We start from the raw sequence: 18,918 nt of genomic DNA, 5'->3' as shown, positions 1-18,918 counted from the left end.
CATTCATTACACTGAGTAACGAATGAAGTTCCCGTCCCCACCTTTATCCCTTCCCGCCAACCCCATACATTCACCTCCAACGCCTCTCCCATCATCCCGACGGGAAGGTCACTGGAGTTGCCCTCATGCCTTTCGTAACCGTACGCATCACTCGCGATGGCGTTACCACTGAGCAGAAAGCTCAGGTGATCGCCGAAATCACTGAAACACTGGAACGTGTCCTCAACAAGCGCCCTGACCTGACCCACATCGTGATCGAGGAAGTCGACACCGATAACTGGGGTTACGCCGGTATCACCACCACCCAGTACCGCAAGCAACTGGCCGAGGCGGAGGAGCAGTCATGAGGTCCTCCGTCACCCTCGATTTCATCTCCGATGTGGTGTGCCCCTGGTGCGCGCTGGGGGCGACGGCGCTGGAGCAGGCGATCGAGAACGTGGCCGGGGAAGTCTCGGTCGAGCTGACCTACAAGCCGTTCGAGCTGAACCCGACCATGCCGGCCGAAGGTGAGCCAGCGGTCGAGCACTTGATGCGCAAATACGGGCGCACTGCTGAAGACGTCGCCGCCGGCAAGGCCATGCAGATCGCTCGCGGTGAGGCCATCGGCTTCAAGTTCGATCTGGAGAAGCGCACGCACTTCTACAACACCTTTGATGCACACCGTTTGTTGCTGTGGGCGTTGCAGGAAGGGCGGCAAGTCGAGCTGAAGAAGGTGCTGCTGCGGGGCTATTTCAGCGAAGGCCAGAACCCGAGCGATCACCAGGCACTGGTGAGTCTGGCGACTGAAGCGGGGCTGGACGGGGCCACTGCACAAGAGGTGCTGGCGTCCGGTGCGTTCGCCGCTGAGGTGCGGGAGCTTGAAGCGTACTACCAGCAGCGCGGCATCAACTCGGTGCCGGCCATGGTGCTGAACGGTCGTCACTTGGTATCCGGCTCGCAATCGGTCGAGTACTACGAACAGATGTTGAGAGAAATGGCCAAGGCATCGGCTGAAGCCTGATTACAGATTTTTACCCCCACTTTTAATTGTCAGAGGTCTTCATCATGAGCATTTCGAAAAAAGTCATCGTAATCACCGGCGCATCCCAAGGTCTCGGCGACGGTATGGTCAAAGCCTTTCGTGAACTCGGTTACCGGATCGTCGCCACTTCGCGCTCGATCAAGCCATCCACCGATCCGGACATTCTCACCGTGGCCGGTGACATCGGCGAACCGGAAACCGCCCGGCACGTCATCCGTGAAGCGATTTCCCGTTTCGGTCGCATCGATACCCTGGTCAACAACGCCGGGATCTTCATCGCCAAGCCGTTCACCGCGTACACCGCAGAAGACTACGCCAATGTGTTGTCGGTGAACGTCAATGGCTTCTTCTATATCACCCAACTCGCCATCGCCGAGATGGAAAAGCAAGGCAGCGGCCACGTCGTCAACATCACCACCAGCCTGGTGGACCACGCCATCGACGGCGTGCCATCGGTCTTGGCTTCGCTGACCAAGGGCGGCCTCAACGCGGCAACCAAATCCCTGGCCATCGAATACGCCAAGCGCGGGATTCGGGTGAACGCGGTCAGCCCGGGCATCATCAAGACCCCGATGCACGGCGCAGAAACCCATGAAGCACTGGGCAATCTGCACCCGGTCGGGCACATGGGCGAGATAGACGATATTGCGCAGGCGGTCGTGTATCTGGACAGCGCCAAGTTTGTTACTGGCGAAATTCTGCACGTGGATGGTGGGCAGAGTGCAGGTCACTGAGACCTGATTTCCTGGACGACAGAAACAACAAAGCCCTCGTATTTCTACGAGGGCTTTGTTTTGTAGGGTGCCGGCATCAGGAATCGAACCCTGGAACTACTGATTACAAGTGGCTTGTCCCGGCGTTTTTCCATGATTCACAACACGATGAATCAATTCGCCATTCTCCAGGAGGAGCGCTTCACCAGACCGTACATCTAGATTATGATCGCGCTGCCGCCTGACCGTAATCCTCTATAACTACGGGCCATTCCCCCGATCGCTACCCGATTCTACCTCGTTTGGCAGCAAATGCCGCGTTGGGCCTCCCGCACTGGCACCAATTATCCCAAGCGTATTGCGAATATTAGAAAAGATGATCTTTATAAAAAATAATAAGCTTTTCTCCTGTTTATACTTGTTGGCAATCGTCATAACCATCGGCGTGGTGTACTCACTGGGCTTCCGGGAAGCGGCAAGCCAGATTGCGATGGCGCCCGAGCGCCTGAGAAACTTCACGTTCCCCATCTGGGAGCAACACGCTTTTTCGCAGCACGGTTTCCTCGTCTTCTATTCGATGGAGGACTACGCAAAAAAGATCGCGTATTCCAACCACTCCACGGCTTATCTGTTCTACATGTACGCCCTTTATAAAGTGGAAATGTATGTGTCGGCATTACCGATGAGAGTGACAGGGGCTTTCCTGAACATTATTTCGCTGGCAGGCGTTACGTTCTTTTTTCTGTCCCGTCTGGTGGAAAAGCGCCTGACATTCGGTCAGGGGCTGCTGATTCTGTTATCGGTCGTATTCATGGTGTCGATGCCGGGATTCTGGATTTCTTCGGCCAGATTCAACGTCGACAATACGTTCCCGTTGATATTTGCGTTTCAGGCGCTGGCTGCGTTCTTGATCTGGAAAAACCCGGAACGGTCCGCAGCGGTCATGACAGTGATCGTATTGTTTGCAGTGTTTTCTCCGATCTCGGCAGCGTTGCTGGGCCTCGCCCTGATGGTTTGGGCATGCCGCAGCGACGGTCTCGACAGACGGATGTGTCGCCTGGCATTGGTGGCCCTCGTTGCGGCCGTTGCCTTCTATCTGCCGTCCCCACTGATATCGAAGGCACTGGGTTTCACCTCGTCCAACAGCGGCTGGCTGTTTCGCGCTGGCCTGGATGGCGACACCACTTATTTCACCAATATCCTGAAGTCGGTACTTGTTCCGCAGTTCCCGCGGCCATTTGCGACCATTGCCGTGCCGATCTTGTTCCTGGTAGCACAGTTGGCCTGTTTGCGCATGATCAAACGGCGTGAACCTGCCGGCGTTGCGGCACCGACGGGGACCTCCCCGTTGGCCGGCATCGGCATGTTCTACTTCCTGCTTTTTTCGCAATACGTGATGACCAGCCTGCTGTGGCCGCAGGCCGTTGCCATTCATCCGTACCTGTATGACTACCTGCTGATGGCACCGGTTTTCGTCGCGATTGTTCTGAATTTTGCGTTCAAACCTTCACCGGCTGCGTTGCGTTTCTGGGCGCTGGCGCTGTTGTTCTGCATTTCCTTCCATCTCCAGCAGGTCGCGCAGGCAAAATGCCAAGGGTGTTACTTCCCGGGCGCCTGGGACGCGAGCGTCAAGCAGCCATGAAGACCGTCGCCATTCTTCAGTCGAACTACATACCCTGGAAGGGCTATTTCGACATGATCGCTGCGGTCGATGAGTTCATCCTCTACGACGACATGCAGTTCACCAAGAACGACTGGCGCAATCGCAACCAGATCAAGACGCCGCAAGGCGTCCAGTGGCTCAGCGTGCCTGTCGGGCAAGGCATCAGCCGCCGCATTCGCGATGTCGAGCTGGCCCCTGCCTGGCAGGTCAAGCACTGGAAAACGCTGCAGAGCAACTATCGGCGCGCGCCTTTCTTCGATGAGGTCGCCCAGTGGCTCGAGCCGCTCTATCTGGCGGAGACCCACACGGGCCTGTCGTCGATGAACCGCAAGTTCATGGAAGCGATTTGCCGATACATCGGTATTGAAACCCGCATTACCAATTGCTGGGACTATATGTCTGCCGGCGACAAAACCCGGACCGCCCGCCTGGTGGACCTTTGTCAGCAGGCCGGTGCGACGCAATACCTGTCGGGGCCGGCGGCAAAGGACTACATCGAGGCGCCGCTGTTCGACGACGCCGGCATTGCGCTGCAATGGTTCGATTACGCCGGCTTCCCCGAGTATCCGCAACTCTGGGGGGAATTCACCCATGGCGTCACCGTCCTGGATCTGCTGTTCAATTGCGGCAAGGACGCGCGCCGTTACATGAGGCATGTCAAAGCATGAAGCTGTCCATCGTCGCCACGCTTTACCGCTCGGCCAAGTTCATCGAGGAGTTTCATCTCCGTGCAAGCCAGGCGGCACAACAACTGGTCGGAGACGATTACGAGATCGTACTGGTCAACGACGGCTCGCCCGATTCAAGCCTGGAACTGGCCGTCCAGTTGAGCGAAGCCGATCACCACGTGGTGGTCGTCGATCTCTCGCGCAACTTCGGCCATCACAAGGCCATGATGACGGGCTTGCGACATGCCCGCGGTGAACGTGTCTTCCTGCTCGATAGCGACCTGGAGGAAGATCCGGCATGGTTGCTCTCGTTCAGCGAGCAGATGGAGCGCGAAAAGGTCGATGTGGTCTACGGTGTCCAGCAGCAGCGAAAAGGCAGGCACTTCGAGCGCTGGACCGGGCAGGTGTTCTACAAACTCTTCCGTTTCCTCAGCGGGCTGGATATGCCCGACAATATCGTCGTCGCCAGGCTGATGTCGCGCCGCTATGTGGACGCGCTGATTCAGCACGACGAACGCGAGTTGTTCATGGCGGGTCTGTGGGTCATCACCGGCTTCGATCAGCGTGCGCAGACCATCGACAAGCGCAGTCGTGACGAGACGACCTACACGCTGGGCAAGAAAGTGGCGCAACTGGTCAATTCGATTACTGCCTTCAGCAGTGCACCGCTGGTGGGAATCTTCGTGGTGGGCTGCGCGATTTTCCTGCTGTCGGCCGCCTACACGAGCTTTCTCGTCGTCAATTGGCTGCTCCTGGCGAACCCACCCAGCGGCTATACGTCGCTGATGGCTTCGATCTGGCTGCTCGGCGGCCTGATCATCGCATTCGTCGGCGTGGTCGGGATATATCTCGCCAAGATCTATTCCGAAGTCAAACAGAGACCCTACACTATCGTCCGGAACGTCTACCGTCAGGCTGAGACGCGGAGCATCGAATGAAAAAACTCATTATTTTTGGTCTCACCGACGCCGCCGAGCTCGCACTCTATTATTTTTCCAACGACTCCGACTATCAGGTCGAGGCGTTTGCCGTCGATCCCGCCTACATGCCGGCCGACAAGAGCTTCATGGGATTTCCGGTGGTGGCATTCGATGAAGTCACCCAGATCTACCCGCCAGACCGGTATGTCTTTTTCGTCGCGCTCGGCTATTCCAAGCTCAACCAGATCCGCAAGGAAAAATATCTGGCAGTCAAGGCGCTGGGCTACGAAATGGTCAGCTACATCAGTTCGCGAGCCTCGGTGCTGACACAGGACATCGGCGAGAACTGCTTCATCCTGGAAGACAATACCGTTCAGCCCTTCGTGCGCATCGGCAACAACGTTACCCTGTGGAGCGGCAATCACGTCGGACATCATTCGCGTATTGAGGACCACTGTTTCCTGGCCTCGCACATCGTCGTATCTGGCCGTGTGACGATCGGGGAAAGCTGTTTTCTCGGCGTCAACGCAACCCTTCGCGATCACGTCACCATCGGCGAGAAATGCATCATCGGCGCCGGCGCCCTGATTCTTGGAGATGCCGCTGCCGAAGGCGTGTACGTTGGACAAGCCACCGAACGGTCGCGCGTGCCGAGTACCCGCGTCAGGAACATCTGAAGACCCTCATCATTGGCGTGAAGACATCCCATGTGGAAAAAACTAGGTAAGATATTCTGCGCAGAAGGGCAGAGCGATTGGTTGCATTCTCACGCGATGATTCCCATTGCTGAGCAAGTGGACGGCGACCTGTATCGCATCTATTTCTCATCGCGTGACAAGCATAATCGCGGACACGGCGGCTTCCTCGAGATCGACATGCAGGACCCGACCAAGGTCTTGCGCGTCCATTCGGATCCGGTTCTCGAACCGGGCGACCTCGGATGTTTCGACGACAGTGGCGCCCTGCCCAATTCGATCGTCAACGTCGGTGGCCGCAAGCTGCTGTACTACACCGGGATCAACCTGGGCGTAACGGTGAAGATCCGCAACTCCATCGGCCTGGCCGAATGGAACGAGGCCACCCAGCGCTTCGAGAGGCTGTTCCGCGGCCCCGTCATCGACCGCACCCGTGATCTTCCTCACTTCGTCGCCACCCCCGAGGTGCAGTTCGAGGCCGGACGATTCAGGGCCTGGTTCACCTCCTGTGTGCGATGGGAGCAAGGTCCTTCGGAAGCGAAGCACTTCTATCATCTCGAGTATGCCGAGTCCGCCGACGGGATCGAGTGGGAGCGCGACGGTACGGTTGCCATCGAGTTCCGTGACGAACACGAGTACGCCCTGGGTGTGCCGCGCGTGCTCAAGGATGCGGACATGTATCGGATGTGGTTCTGCTCCCGGGCCACGCAGGACTGCCCCACCTACCGGATCCGCTACGCGACCTCGTCCGATGGCGTGCAATGGACGCGACACGATGAGCAGGTGGGAATCGACGTATCGGAATCGGGTTGGGATTCGGAGATGATCTGTTACCCGTTCGTCTTCGATCATGCCGGTCGACGCTACATGCTTTATAACGGCAACGGCTATGGCAAGACGGGTTTCGGGATTGCCGTCTGGGGAGATGAGTGATTCTCATGCAGCGCTGGCGGCCCATGATCAGGCCCATTCTGCGTTACGCAGTCGTCGGCGTCGCCTGCAATGCCATCGGTTATGCGGCCTACCTGGCATTGACGTGGCTGGGCATCCCCTTCAAGCTGGCCATGAGCTTCCTGTACGTGCTTGGCATCTGCATCAGCTTCCTGGGCAACCGCAACTGGGCGTTCGAGCATCGCGGCAACGTCGTGGGGACGGCATGGCGCTTCGGCCTGGCGCACGCAGCCGGCTATGTGCTCAACCTGGCCTTGCTGACGGTGTTCGTCGACAAGCTGGGATATCCTCATCAGTGGGTCCAGGCCGCTGCCATTTTCGTTGTAGGAGGTTTCTTGTTCGTCCTCTTCAAGCTATTCGTCTTTCGTCATAACCAACCGGATGGGAACCAGGCGTGAAGATCTGTTCTGAATGCGAGACGCCGTACGCCTCGGAGCAATGGACATGCGTCCAGTGTGGACATCAGGTGGCTCGAAAGAACGGTTTTGCCGCGTTTGCGCCAGAACTCGAGGACAAGCAGGAGGGCTTCAAGGCCGACTTCTACGGGACCTACGCGCATCTTGAAAGCGACCATTTCTGGTTCCGGGCGCGTGGCAGGTTGATTACATGGGCGCTGACGAAATATGCGCCGCGCATGCGTTCATTTCTGGAAATCGGGTGCGGTACCGGCTTCATTCTGAGTCGGGTCGCCGTGGCGTTTCCGAAGGCCAGGTTGCTTGGCAGCGAGATGTTCTCGACCGGGCTGAAGTTTGCCTCCTCTCGCTTGCCCGGTGCGGAGTTCGTGCAGATGGATGCGCGCGATATCCCTTACATCGACGAGTTCGAAGCGATTGGCGCGTTCGATGTCATCGAGCACATCGAGGCGGATACCGTGGTGCTCCAGCAGATGTACCGTGCCCTGAAGCCCGGGGGAATCATGCTCTTGACCGTGCCCCAGCATCAGTGGCTGTGGAGCCAGGTAGATGAATATTCCTGCCACGTGCGGCGCTACGATGCCGCCGACCTGCATCGCAAGGTAGAGGCGGCGGGGTTTTCCGTCGTGCGCAGCACATCGTTCGTCTCGTTACTGCTGCCGGCAATGATGATTTCACGCGGTGCCAAGAAGCAACAGCGGGGCGATACGAGCGAGACCGCCGAATTAGCGGTACCCAAGGCGCTCAATGTGCTGTTTGGTTTTGTGATGTGGCTGGAGTGTTTGCTCATCAAGGTGGGAGTTAGTTTTCCGGTTGGTGCTTCCAGGCTGCTTGTCGTCCGGAAATAGAGTGGATGCCCCCCACTTTGCATAACGACGTGATGTCTAGTTCGACCCGACTAAAATCTGCGTGCGAAGGCCCAAATGGTGGAAGACAAAAAGATCCAGTTCAATCGCCCCTACATGACGGGGAAAGAACTTTATTACATCGCTGAAGCCAAGTTCGGCAATATCCTCGCCGGCGATGGCCCGTTTACCAAGCGGTGCCATGAGTGGTTGACCGAACGTACCGGTTCGAGCAAGGCCTTGCTGACCCACTCGTGCACGGCGGCGCTGGAAATGTCCGCGTTGTTGTTGGACATCGAGCCGGGCGACGAGGTCATCATGCCCTCGTTCACGTTCGTTTCCACGGCCAATGCCTTCGTTTTGCGCGGCGGCGTTCCCGTGTTCGTCGATATCCGTCCGGATACCCTGAACCTGGATGAGACGCTGATCGAGGCGGCCATCACGCCGCGCACCAAGGCAATCGTGCCGGTTCATTATGCGGGCGTGAGTTGCGAGATGGATACGATCATGGAGATCGCCCAGCGTCACAACCTGAAGGTGGTCGAGGATGCGGCGCAGGGGGTCATGGCCGCTTACAAGGGCCGGCCTCTGGGCAGTATCGGGGACTTCGGCGCCTTCAGCTTCCATGAGACCAAGAACGTCATTTCGGGCGAGGGCGGCGCATTGCTCGTCAATGATCCTGCGTATGTGTTGCGCGCAGAAATCATCCGCGAAAAAGGCACTGACCGCAGTCGTTTCTTCCGCGGCGAGGTCGACAAATACACTTGGCAGGAAGTCGGGTCGTCATTCCTTCCAGGGGACGTGACTGCCGCGTTTCTCTGGGCGCAGCTGGAAGAGGCCGAACACATCACGCAGTCGCGGCTTGCCATCTGGCAGCGGTATCACGACTTGCTGGCGCCGCTGGAAACCAGCGGGGCACTGCGCCGCCCTATCGTGCCGGCCGACTGTCAGCACAACGCACACATGTACTACGTGCTGCTGCCCGCAGACGTGGCGCGACAACCGGTGCTCGATGGCCTCAAGCGAGAGGGAATCAATTCGGTCTTCCATTACGTGCCCCTGCACTCCTCGCCGGCTGGCCAGCGTTACGGCCGTGTCCATGGCGCCATGGACAACACGGTAAGCCTCTCGGAACGCTTGCTGCGACTGCCGCTGTGGGTAGGCATGTCGGACGAGCAGCAGGAACGTGTGGTGGACGTCTTGCGGGACCAACTGTGTCGCTGATTCGACAAGCACTCTTGCCGGAGCTCGGAACGATCCCGAGCTCGAGTTTTATACAAGTCGCTTTCGGCTCGGCGCGTTCTTTGTAGCCCAGGAAGGCCAAGTACTCCGCCAGTGTGCGTGGTCTGAAGCGAGTTTCGGCTTCATTGCGCTATATGTGGAGTCCTTTCGGCGTAAAACCAGCACGGGAGCCCAACCGGCAGTGCAGCGAGGTGTCAGTCAAAAAGGCTGCCTCCAGCTCCAATCAACTGAGAAGCTGTGACCCAATCGGGTATGAAACCCCAGAAACGAAAAAGGCCCACCGTAAGGTGAGCCTAAGTCGTTGTTCTGTACGGTGCGGCACCAGACAAACGGTATGTTTCGGGGAGGCCAGGTTTTCCGGGCGTCTGGATTTCGGTGGAAAATTCGGCGTACCCCAACTAGTAACTATAAATAAATCAGCTAGTTATGGCGTTCGGTGGAATCGAATCCGGGATTTTTGAGATGTCAGCACATTGTCGGATGGCAAGTAAACCATTCAGAGCCGCATACGGAATGGTAAACCTCCCCCGAAAATAAGTGGTCTGTCCCAATTCCTTGTTTCCAATTCCTCGCCCAATGTCGCGTGTCCCCAATGTCGCCTGGAATTTATGGCTCTGCATTACCTGTCGGGAAGTTCGCTGAAGAACTCAAGGAGGTGCTTAAGGCATAAATCCAGCGGGAGAAGCCATACGCTGCTAGTCTTCGAGAATGCCCGCCATCGGGAAAAGGCGCCAAAAATCGATTGCATATTGACATCACAGAGGCGCGCGCCGAAACTTAAAAATAACCCCAACAGTGATAGGGACATCTCATCATGAAAAAGCGTTCTTTTCTGGTACCTCTGGCTACTCTGGCCGCAGCCATGGTCACGGAACAAGCTTCAGCGATAGCTACCCACGAGGGTGTCGAGCCCAGTACCGACGCCACGAACACGCTCCAGGCCGATGCCCAAGGTGAAAACCTTTCGGTACGCAGTGGCAATGATCAATTCGCCTTTGTTCTCAAACGCGGGGACCAAGGTCAGATGATGGCTTACCACAGTTCTCACAGCTCTCACGCCTCTCACGTTTCTCATGCCTCCCATACCTCGGGCTCCTAATGGCACTCTCGGATACGCTGATCTTTGACGAGCGGCTTTATGACGCGCAGGTTCTGCAAAAAGCCGCTTATCGCTCAATCAATTCGCTGACGGTTGATATCACCTCAACAGGGGGGCAATTTTTCTGTGCCTTATCCTCGAACATTGGTGTTGACGAGACTTCCTTTCTGACTGCCGTTCAAGAGTTCAAGAAGGACGTACTTGACTACCAGTTGCGCCACCGGCTGAACGCTGAGACGCAGCCGATCAAGAACCTGATCCTTGGGCTGGCTTTTTCAAAAACCGGGCTGACTAGTGAGTAAATTCCAGAAGCTGGAGTTCTACGCGCAGCAAAACACCTACGAATTGCTGCCCTTCAAGTTTGACCGCCTGAATGACGACGAGTACGTCATCACCAACATGGCTGGCGAATTTCACGTCATACCGGCGTCGATGCTTGAGCCGATCATAAGCAAGACGCTTGCGCTCTCATCAGAACTGATCGCTACGCTACGGTCCAAACAGTTCATTCGCTTTACCAACGAGCAGGCGCCACTTCAACTTCTGGCACTCAAAATTCGCACGCGGTTGTCCAGGCTGGCCCAGTTCACCAGTCTGCATATCTTTGTGGTGACCCTTCGCTGCGACCATAGCTGCCCATATTGTCAAGTATCGAGACAGTCGGAGAACAAAGGCGAATTCGACATGACCACGGAGATGGCAGACAAGTCGTTAGATTTCGTTTTCAGATCTCCGAATCCGGCCATCAAAATTGAATTTCAGGGGGGCGAACCGCTGCTGAACTTCGAGATGGTGAAGTACGTCGTTCTTGAGGCAAAAAAACGTAACCTCAAGGAAGGACGTGACCTGCGGTTCGTCATTGCGACTACGCTATCGTTACTGACGGATGACATGCTCGATTTCTGTAAGCAACACAACATTGTGCTTTCATCTTCTCTCGATGGGCCAATGGATCTGCATAATGCAAATCGCCCACGGCCAGGTCGAGATAGTCACCAGCGTTTCGAGGAAGGCTTGAAGAAAGCCCGTGCGGCCCTCGGCTATGACCAAGTGTCAGCCCTGATGACAACCACAGATAAGAGCCTGCCACGAGCACGTGAGATCATTGATGAATACTTGCGCCTGGGCTTTGATGGCATCTTCCTGCGCACGCTTTCCCCTTACGGCTTTGCTATCAAGACCAAGAAATTCATGTCGTATGACACGGAGCGCTGGCTGGAATTTTACAAGGAAGGTCTTGAGTACATCATTGAGCTAAACAAGTCGGGCATACGATTTGTTGAGCAGTATTCCGCGATTGTGCTGACAAAAATGCTGACATCAGGGGACCCCGGGTTTGTTGATTTAATGAACCCCGCCGGTGCTGGTATCGCAGCCATTGTGTTCAACTACGACGGATCGGTCTACGCCTCAGATGAAAGCCGTATGCTTGCCGAAATGGGTGATCATACGTTCCGGTTGGGGAGCATTCTTGAGCATTCATATGAGGAGATCATCCTCTCGGATCAGCTTCTGGATGCACTGGAAAACTCCTTCACTTTAAGTGCCCCCATGTGTTCTGACTGTGCATTCGAACCTTACTGTGGCGCTGAACCTGTCTACCATCACGCAATACATAAGGATGTGATGGCAAGAAAGCCTGAGTCCGCTTTCTGCAAGCGGAATATGTCGATCTTCAAGCACCTCATAGAACTGATGGGAAGCGATGAGCAAACGAAACGGATTTTTATGGGGTGGGCCAACCGATGCTGAAACTCGGCGGAAAGATTATCCGAATACATGCGGTTGATGTTGATAAGACCATCACATTGGCCAAAGTATCAACCAGTCGGAATCTGCCTGAAGTTTTGCGACGAGAAATGGCCTACCTGGTTTCCGATAATCAGATCCCCCAAGGATTCGCGCACTATCTGCTGGTTGAGAAACATCGGTATCTGGTTGATGCGCTCCCTTTGGACTCTGATTTTTCAATTCTGCCGGATGACTATAGCTATATCGGTGATGGCGATGTTGTCCGGCTTTCAGCGGATCGTCAGAGCATCCGAGTGTTGTTTCGAGCATCGTCGCCGCACAACAGTATCCTGGTCACAGAGCAGTGTAATCATTACTGCCTCATGTGTTCCCAGCCGCCGAAAGCCGCTGATGACTCATGGATACTCGACGAGATCGAAAACCTGATTCCGCTGATTCCAAAAGACACCCACGAATTGGTATTTACTGGGGGAGAGCCAACGACCAACCGGGAGCGCTTCCTTAAGATCATCAGGCTGACAAAAAGTTATCTGCCAAGAACCGCCATCCACATTCTCTCGAATGGACGTAGTTTCAAAGACCCTGTGTTCGCTGAACAGTATGCGCAGATTGAATTGCCTGACGCGATGATCGGAATCCCTGTCTATTCAGATGATCCGACACTGCATGACTACATTGTCCAGGCCCGGGGCGCATTCGATGAAACCATTCAAGGCATTCTCAATCTGAAGCGCTTGGGACAGAAGGTTGAGATCCGAGTCGTCATTCACAAACTCTCAGTAAAGCGCCTTCCTGAACTGTGTGAGTTCATCGCACGCAATCTTCTGTTTGTTGACCATGTAGCGCTGATGGGCCTTGAGATGATGGGTTTTACCAGGGCCAATCTCGATGAGCTGTGGATCGATCCATTCGAGTACAAAGATACACTCAGCAAATCGGTTTGCATCCTCGCCAAATACGGAATGAATATCTCGGTCTACAATCATCAACTCTGCCTAGTGAACTCAGATATTAATCCCTATTACCGAAAGTCAATCAGTGACTGGAAAAATGAATACGCCACCGAGTGCGAGGCATGCACTCGAAAATCGGACTGCGGAGGATTTTTTTCGTCAGGGATCAAGCATGGCTATAGTAAGAGCCTAATACCTTTTGTTGATCTACGTTAAAGGTCGGCATCAAGATTATTTTGTGATTTGTTGCGCGGCGGAGTAAGTTTAATTATAGAAAAATACAGTCGACATAAAAAGCCAATATCCAATGAACCATCAAGTTTTTTGGCGAGAGAGATATCAGGGCTGAATTTACCTAAAGGGTCTCTTGCTCTTGATTTGGGGTGCGGCTATGGTCGTAATTCCGTACTATTATCAAGGCATTTTGCGAATGTAATAGCCGCTGATTTTTCTTATAAGAGTTTCAGCGATTTATGGCATTTAAATTGCAAAAATATACACCCAGTAATCCTCGATTGTAGGCAAACACTCCCATTCTTAAATAATGCATTCTCAGCTGTCATAGTTATTCATTTGTATCATGAAAATTTGATTGTTAACTTGATTGATGCAATTCAGCCGGAAGGTTTTTTTATTTATGAAAGCATTGCTGGCAATGGTGAAAACTGGCGAGATCTGAGTCTTTCTGGAGAAGTAAAAAGGCTTTTAGAAAAGCAGTTCATTATCAAGTATTACTTAGAGCGACCTGTAGGTCCTCATAAAAAAAATGCTACCGTAAAAGTGGTTGCCCAGAAAAAAACCTGAATCACTCGCAGCTTTATAGGCGCATCTGATCGTCGGCTTCGGGGTCAGGCTGTGTGAAACGCCGAGGATTGTCTAACCTTCTGATCGTCGAGATTGTATCGGGGGGACGATCATGAAGCGATTCATTGAAGGTGAGGCTCAGATGCAAGTCCTTGCTTTCGGAGTGCTTGGACGATTACGTAGCCAAAGAAAATCCGATACGAGTGGTCGACGTTTTCATCGATGAACTCGACTTGGGTGCGCTTGGGTTTGAAGGGGGCGATCCTGCTGCAACGGTAGCCGGACAAACAAATTTCCCTGTCCGATCCTGACGCACGCTCAATGGCTACAAGAGGCCGTTTTCTGACCATACATTCGTTTAGCGGTTGAACTGCCAGGGTTTTCCTAAGCGATGAGTGAGTAATTGCATGGTCAGCAAATAGTAGTAGTGCGTCGATTCAGTGTGCTGGTTTAGGTGGCGACTCAAAAACCACGCAAGGTGTTTTCTCCGCCAAGTCCATGGATTATCGCGTTGCCAGCGCTCAGCAATTGCTGCTTGGATAGTTTTCGCCTGACGAAGGTGGCGTTGGCGTGTGGTATGCGACCCGGCCAGGACGCCTGACAGGAACAACTCCATATCGAATGCCGTGCTCATGCTCGACCACCAATGTAAGCCGACACCACGTCGATACGGCCATGCCCCAGCTCATAGCTGATTTGTACTCGGGCATCCTGATCTAGGCGTCGGCCGAGTTGATAGCAATGGCCACCGTTGATGGGGGCGGGATGGTGAGTGATTTGCTCATAGCGTTCGCACGCATAGGCTGCCCGAAATTCGTGGAAGCCTTTGAGGTCGTGCTTATGGATGATGTCCCGTGCGGGGCGGACAATTTCCTGCAGGAAATCGAGGTAGCGTTCGTTCGGTGCAAGCAGGTTGCGGCTACCGTCGGGCGAGACCTTTTCGGCAAACCTCAGTGCGTCACGAATATGATCATCTATCGTAATCCAACGAGGTGCCGACGCGCCTGAGCGACCACCTTTGGTGCCATCCTGGATGTTGATCTTCCCGTATTGTTCGGACTCACGCTTCAGGCGCGGAAGGTCGGCCAAAATGGCCTCGCGCAAGCGCATGCCGGTGGCTCGCGCTAACTGAGCGATGGCCGCCGCACGCGGCATTTGGTGTTCGCAGAGCTCGTCGACGATCCGCTTCACGTGTTCGCGGTCTTGGCCTTGTGGCACCGAATGACGAACACTGGTGCGCCGCATTCCCAACGCCTTGCTCGGACTCGGCACTTTCACATATTGATCACCACGAAGCGCAGCCATGGTCCGATTCACGCTGGACAATCGGTTTTGCGCGGTGGCGATGCCGATAGCGCCTAGTTCAACTTGCTGCCGCAGATGCCCGGCGTAGTCCAGCAAGGTCTGCCGATCAATCTGCCGCGCATCATTAAACCCTGGTCCATCCTCCGAGCGACACCAGCGCACAAATGACTGCCAGCGATCACTGTACGCTTTGACCGTGCCGTAATGCCCGCCGCCAAACAGATCTTTTAGCGCTTGCGGCCCGGCATAGCTGAGTTACCGACCATAGCCAAAATTGCGCCCATCCCGTCTACCGACCAACGCCATGATCAAACTCCTCTCGAAGCCAAACCGTTTGAAGTCTTTCCCCACGTCATCCCGCCACGAATGTTGAGTGTTATCAGGGATCAAGGCCCCTGCGACCTGTGAGGGTTGTCCACTAGCGCGGGACTGGCGGCTCCTTACGACCGGGAGCTTGGGCATCTCATGATCTGGCCCCCTGAGCACTTCCGAGGAAGTGGGCGGGTGGAGGCTGTGCTGGCTGACGAGACCAACGCCGCGAGATCCTGAGTCGGGTGAAGGCAGTGAGGTGATGACCGGGGCATGCCTGACTGTCAGTCAGGTGCAATCCATTCCTTGGGCTGCGGCACCATCATCTGCATCGCTGTTGCTGGTGACTTTTCGGTGTTTGTCACGCCGATTGTCACGAGGGGGAATGCCGCAACGCCTTGTACGAGATGGGCTGCAGCAGCGGTAGGAGCGCCCGTCTCTTTCCGGAAGAAAGAGACGGGCGCAGGTTGGCGCAATGAAATGGCCAAGCGGATAGGTTGCTGCAGGCAGCTGGGTAGGGGGATGTATTTGCCGCAATGGCAATGATCTGAAGTAGGCATCCATCACTCGGTGAGTGACCGTGCGAGCTGCCGGACGCTAATCGCACTTTGGGTGAACCACCACGGCGTGGCGTAGCCTTAGAGGTTCTGGCTACCTGGGTTGCTGTCAACGACAGCGCTTTGCCCGATCTTTTCTACGCCTGTGGATAATTCAGGTCAAGGCTCGAATTTTTGGGAGCTCCGCGGCTGTGGATGAAATTATCCACCGGTGGAAATCTGTGGTTTTCCACAGACAATTGCGTGGGCTTTAGATTTTTTAAGTGAGGTCCATCCAAGCAGGGCGGCTTTGCAGCCCCGCTTGGATGGACCCGCGTGGAAGGGCGGACTGTGGTGATCTCATTGGCTTACCCACGTTTGGATGCGCCACGGCTATTTTGTAGGGCGGTGATGTTGTCGCCGACTGGATGAGCGAATTCGTGGGGCGTCACATGCCCATGGCGGTTAGCATCGATGTAGTTGCTCCACCACGCCATGATCAGCCGACGCTGTTCCAGAAATTCAGCTTTGTGGATATACGCGGCACGCACACGGTTGCGTTCCTTGTGGCTCATTTGTCTTTCGATGGCTGCGTCGGTCCATAACCCGGACTCCAGCAGAGCGCTACAGGCCATGGTCCTGAAGCCGTGGCCGCACACGTCCTTGCTGGTGTCATAGCCGACGTTGCGGAGCATGGTGTTCACCGTATTCTCGGACATGGGCTTCCAGTACTTGTGGTCGCCCGGTAGCACCAACTCTGAAAAGCGACTGAGGCTGCGCAGGCGCTCCAGTATTTCGATCACTTGGGGCGATAGCGGAACCATTTGAATGTCGCCGTTCATCTTGGTCCCACGTGTGGAGTTGCGTACCCCTTCAATCGGTGCGCGCGTATCGGGGATTTCCCACATGGCGCGTTGGAGGTCGAACTCACTCCATCGAGCGAAGCGCAGTTCACTGGAGCGGACGAATACATGCAACGTCAATAGGACGGCGAGTCGCGTCAGCTCGCGGCCGTTGTAGTTGTCGATACGGTGTAGCAGTTCGGGTAGGCGGTTGAGGGAGAGGGCCGGACGATGGACTGTGCGCGGCGCGTGAATCGAGCCTGCCAGATCCAGTGCAGGATTCATGGTGATCTGCCGGGCTCTTTTGGCCCCGCGCATGATGGTGGACAAGTAGTTCTGCACCCTGAGCGCCACATCCATGGTGCCGCGTTCCTTGATGCGCTGGGTGATCTCTAGCAAGTCGTGGGTATCAAGCTCGGCGATGGGGCGTTGGCCGATCAGCGGAAAGGCGTGGGTGCGCAGTCGGCTCATTACGGTTTTTGCGTGGCCTTCGGTCCAGCGGCGGGACATATCAGCGTGCCACTCCAGAGCAACGGTTTCGAAAAGCAGTGTCGCACGCTGGGCCACGATCTTGGCCTTCTTCTTTTCTTCCGTTGGGTCGAGATTGTCGAGCAGCAATGCCTTGGCTTCGTCTCGCTTACGCCGTGCGACGGAAAGGGTAACGATGGGGTAATTGCCGATAATGAGCGTACCTTCCTTGCCGTTGGGCTTGGTGTACTTCAAGCGCCAGGTCTTCACGCCATTGGGTTTGACGAAAAGGTACATGCCGCCGCCGTCGAACAGTTTGTAGGCGCGTTCGCGGGTTTTGGCCGTGCGGCATTGCAGGTCGCTGAGAGGGATCGCTAGACGTGGCATAGGGGTACGCGCTCCTGACCGGAAAATCGCAGTACCCCTAACATACCCTCGGGGAAGGGGGATTTTGTTGGATCCCGACAGAGGGTCCTGGAACGAAAAAACCCGCCAAAGGGCGGGTTTTCGGGGCTTCCAGAGCATTCGGTGGAATGCAATGGAGCCTAATGTGGTGCCGGCACCAGGAATCGAACCCGGGACCTACTGATTACAAGTCAGTTGCTCTACCATCTGAGCTATACCGGCGTGTCAGGGCGACGATTATAGCGATTGGATAGGTTCTGTAAACCCCTGAATTCTGACTATTTTTACGCGGGCTTCGGGTCAGGCGCGCAGTAGGGTTTTCTTGAGTTTCTGAATGGCTTTCCAGGTTCGACTGTTTTGCATCGCGCGCAGCTGTGCTTCGGCCTGTTCGGCGCGGTGCAGGGCGGCGGCGAGCTGGTTTTCGGTGTCGCTCACCGGGTGACTGAAGTTGTGGCCTTTGCAGAACTGGAATTCGTCCAGGTTGCACGGCGGGATGTCGAAGGCGGGTTTGAGGTTCAGGTGTTCTTCGGCGAGGTAGTAGGTGTTGATGCCGTCGAACAGGATGGATTGGTAGCCGGCGCCGGTGACGAGGGTTTCCCAGGTCTGGTCGCGCTCCCACGGGGTTTCGATGAGGATGACCCACGGCCGCCACTGGGTGAAGTCCATGCCGCGCAGGACGGTCTCTTCGTGGCCTTCGACGTCGATCTTCAGGAAGTGGATCGCGCGGCCCTGGGCGTGTTCTTCGCAGATCGACGTGAGGGTGCGCGATTGGACGGTTTGGCTGCGCACGTCCATGCCGGCGTCTTTGTGCATCTGCGCCATGGCAGGGTCGACGGTCGAGAGGCCGGTGCCGGCGATGCCGTAGAAGGTCAGGGTGTCGGCGCTTTCGCCGGCCACGCATTGCAGGTTGGTGTCCTTGGGGCGTTGCTGGCACAAGGCTTCGTGGTAGTTGGGCATCGGCTCGACGTTGATACCGGTCCAGCCGTTGTCGTAGAACGCCTTGGTGACCGAGTCATGGGTGGGATCGTTTGCCCCGACGTCGATGTAGAAGCCGTTCTCGACGGTTTTGAGGGCGCGCCACAGGCGTATGTCTTCGAAATTCTGTGCGTAAGAAATGAACGTCACGGGCGCATCCTGTCGAAAGAATTTTCTTGTTCGTGGCCGCGCTACTGGCTGCCTTGCGTGTGTGTATATCAAGAGAAGGGAAAGGGTGCAATTTCCCCTGTCTGCGGTCCGGGATTAGGCGTTTATGTCGTTTTGATTAAATGCTTATGCACAATGGCATTGGCAGCGCACCGGGTTTAGGCCAAATTT

At 55.5% G+C, this 18,918-nt stretch carries 19 protein-coding genes, 1 tRNA gene and 2 pseudogenes; 17 read left to right on the top strand and 5 right to left on the bottom strand.

Features of this window, described 5'->3' with window-relative positions; all coding sequences use genetic code 11:
- Positions 1–125 precede the first annotated feature (125 nt).
- From CD175_RS27520 to CD175_RS27435, 17 genes and pseudogenes are all read left to right on the top strand, one after another.
- Positions 126–347 carry a tautomerase family protein gene (locus CD175_RS27520; RefSeq protein ID WP_104451189.1) on the top strand — a complete coding sequence of 74 codons (222 nt, stop codon included), beginning with the start codon at positions 126–128 and terminating at the stop codon, positions 345–347.
- Positions 344–1,000, top strand: a complete 657-nt coding sequence (locus CD175_RS27515) for a DsbA family oxidoreductase (protein ID WP_104451188.1) — start codon at positions 344–346, stop codon at positions 998–1,000. Before CD175_RS27520 ends, CD175_RS27515 begins: the two co-directional genes overlap by 4 nt.
- A gap of 44 nt (positions 1,001–1,044) precedes the next feature.
- Entirely contained in the window at positions 1,045–1,755 is a 711-nt protein-coding gene (locus tag CD175_RS27510) for an SDR family NAD(P)-dependent oxidoreductase (RefSeq protein ID WP_104451187.1), read from the top strand.
- Between the two features lie 397 nt (positions 1,756–2,152).
- Complete coding sequence (locus tag CD175_RS27500) at positions 2,153–3,376, top strand: hypothetical protein (RefSeq protein WP_146094610.1); 1,224 nt, start codon at positions 2,153–2,155, stop codon at positions 3,374–3,376.
- Positions 3,373–4,065, top strand: coding sequence for a WbqC family protein (locus CD175_RS27495; protein ID WP_104451184.1), 693 nt, complete (start codon positions 3,373–3,375; stop codon positions 4,063–4,065). The genes CD175_RS27500 and CD175_RS27495 overlap by 4 nt, the downstream gene beginning before the upstream one ends.
- Positions 4,062–5,003, top strand: a complete 942-nt coding sequence (locus CD175_RS27490) for a glycosyltransferase family 2 protein (protein WP_104451183.1) — start codon at positions 4,062–4,064, stop codon at positions 5,001–5,003. Before CD175_RS27495 ends, CD175_RS27490 begins: the two co-directional genes overlap by 4 nt.
- Positions 5,000–5,662: an acetyltransferase gene (locus CD175_RS27485; protein ID WP_104451182.1), complete on the top strand. Its 663-nt coding sequence runs from the start codon at positions 5,000–5,002 to the stop codon at positions 5,660–5,662. The genes CD175_RS27490 and CD175_RS27485 overlap by 4 nt, the downstream gene beginning before the upstream one ends.
- Positions 5,663–5,692: 30 nt before the next feature.
- A complete protein-coding gene (locus CD175_RS27480) occupies positions 5,693–6,613 on the top strand; it encodes a glycoside hydrolase family protein (RefSeq protein WP_104451181.1) in 921 nt (306 codons plus the stop codon).
- A gap of 23 nt (positions 6,614–6,636) precedes the next feature.
- Complete coding sequence (locus tag CD175_RS27475; protein WP_240629032.1) at positions 6,637–7,029, top strand: GtrA family protein; 393 nt, start codon at positions 6,637–6,639, stop codon at positions 7,027–7,029.
- 68 nt (positions 7,030–7,097) lie between these two features.
- On the top strand, positions 7,098–7,892 hold the full coding sequence (locus CD175_RS27470; protein WP_240629031.1) for a class I SAM-dependent methyltransferase: 795 nt from the start codon (positions 7,098–7,100) through the stop codon (positions 7,890–7,892).
- A 75-nt stretch (positions 7,893–7,967) separates the two neighbouring features.
- Positions 7,968–9,113 carry a dTDP-4-amino-4,6-dideoxygalactose transaminase gene (gene rffA / locus CD175_RS27465; RefSeq protein WP_104451178.1) on the top strand — a complete coding sequence of 382 codons (1,146 nt, stop codon included), beginning with the start codon at positions 7,968–7,970 and terminating at the stop codon, positions 9,111–9,113.
- An 832-nt stretch (positions 9,114–9,945) separates the two neighbouring features.
- Positions 9,946–10,230, top strand: coding sequence for a His-Xaa-Ser repeat protein HxsA2 (hxsA2, locus tag CD175_RS27460; RefSeq protein ID WP_104451177.1), 285 nt, complete (start codon positions 9,946–9,948; stop codon positions 10,228–10,230).
- Positions 10,230–10,532, top strand: a complete 303-nt coding sequence (hxsD, locus tag CD175_RS27455; protein ID WP_104451176.1) for a His-Xaa-Ser system protein HxsD — start codon at positions 10,230–10,232, stop codon at positions 10,530–10,532. Before hxsA2 ends, hxsD begins: the two co-directional genes overlap by 1 nt.
- Positions 10,525–11,982, top strand: coding sequence for a His-Xaa-Ser system radical SAM maturase HxsB (hxsB, locus tag CD175_RS27450; protein ID WP_104451175.1), 1,458 nt, complete (start codon positions 10,525–10,527; stop codon positions 11,980–11,982). Before hxsD ends, hxsB begins: the two co-directional genes overlap by 8 nt.
- On the top strand, positions 11,976–13,151 hold the full coding sequence (hxsC, locus tag CD175_RS27445; protein WP_104451174.1) for a His-Xaa-Ser system radical SAM maturase HxsC: 1,176 nt from the start codon (positions 11,976–11,978) through the stop codon (positions 13,149–13,151). The genes hxsB and hxsC overlap by 7 nt, the downstream gene beginning before the upstream one ends.
- A gap of 27 nt (positions 13,152–13,178) precedes the next feature.
- Positions 13,179–13,739 (top strand): class I SAM-dependent methyltransferase, encoded by a 561-nt coding sequence (locus CD175_RS27440; RefSeq protein WP_104451173.1) that lies wholly within the window; start codon positions 13,179–13,181, stop codon positions 13,737–13,739.
- A gap of 112 nt (positions 13,740–13,851) precedes the next feature.
- A pseudogene (locus tag CD175_RS27435) lies at positions 13,852–14,014 on the top strand (IS5/IS1182 family transposase); the annotation flags it as partial.
- Between the two features lie 83 nt (positions 14,015–14,097).
- On the opposite strand, the gene CD175_RS27430 reads toward CD175_RS27435, so the two are convergent.
- The 5 genes and pseudogenes from CD175_RS27430 to CD175_RS27405 form a co-directional block, all read right to left on the bottom strand.
- A complete protein-coding gene (locus tag CD175_RS27430; RefSeq protein ID WP_104451172.1) occupies positions 14,098–14,373 on the bottom strand; it encodes a hypothetical protein in 276 nt (91 codons plus the stop codon).
- Positions 14,370–15,350: pseudogene (locus CD175_RS27425) on the bottom strand (integrase domain-containing protein). Before CD175_RS27425 ends, CD175_RS27430 begins: the two are co-directional and overlap by 4 nt.
- A gap of 907 nt (positions 15,351–16,257) precedes the next feature.
- Positions 16,258–17,586 (bottom strand): tyrosine-type recombinase/integrase, encoded by a 1,329-nt coding sequence (locus tag CD175_RS27415; RefSeq protein WP_104451171.1) that lies wholly within the window; start codon positions 17,584–17,586, stop codon positions 16,258–16,260.
- A 164-nt stretch (positions 17,587–17,750) separates the two neighbouring features.
- Positions 17,751–17,826, bottom strand: a tRNA-Thr gene (locus CD175_RS27410).
- A 78-nt stretch (positions 17,827–17,904) separates the two neighbouring features.
- On the bottom strand, positions 17,905–18,729 hold the full coding sequence (locus CD175_RS27405; RefSeq protein WP_104451170.1) for an FkbM family methyltransferase: 825 nt from the start codon (positions 18,727–18,729) through the stop codon (positions 17,905–17,907).
- Positions 18,730–18,918 lie beyond the last annotated feature (189 nt).

This window comes from Pseudomonas laurylsulfatiphila (assembly GCF_002934665.1).
GTDB classification, from domain to species: Bacteria; Pseudomonadota; Gammaproteobacteria; order Pseudomonadales; family Pseudomonadaceae; genus Aquipseudomonas; species Aquipseudomonas laurylsulfatiphila.
This window is presented reverse-complemented; position numbering and strand designations above follow the sequence as displayed.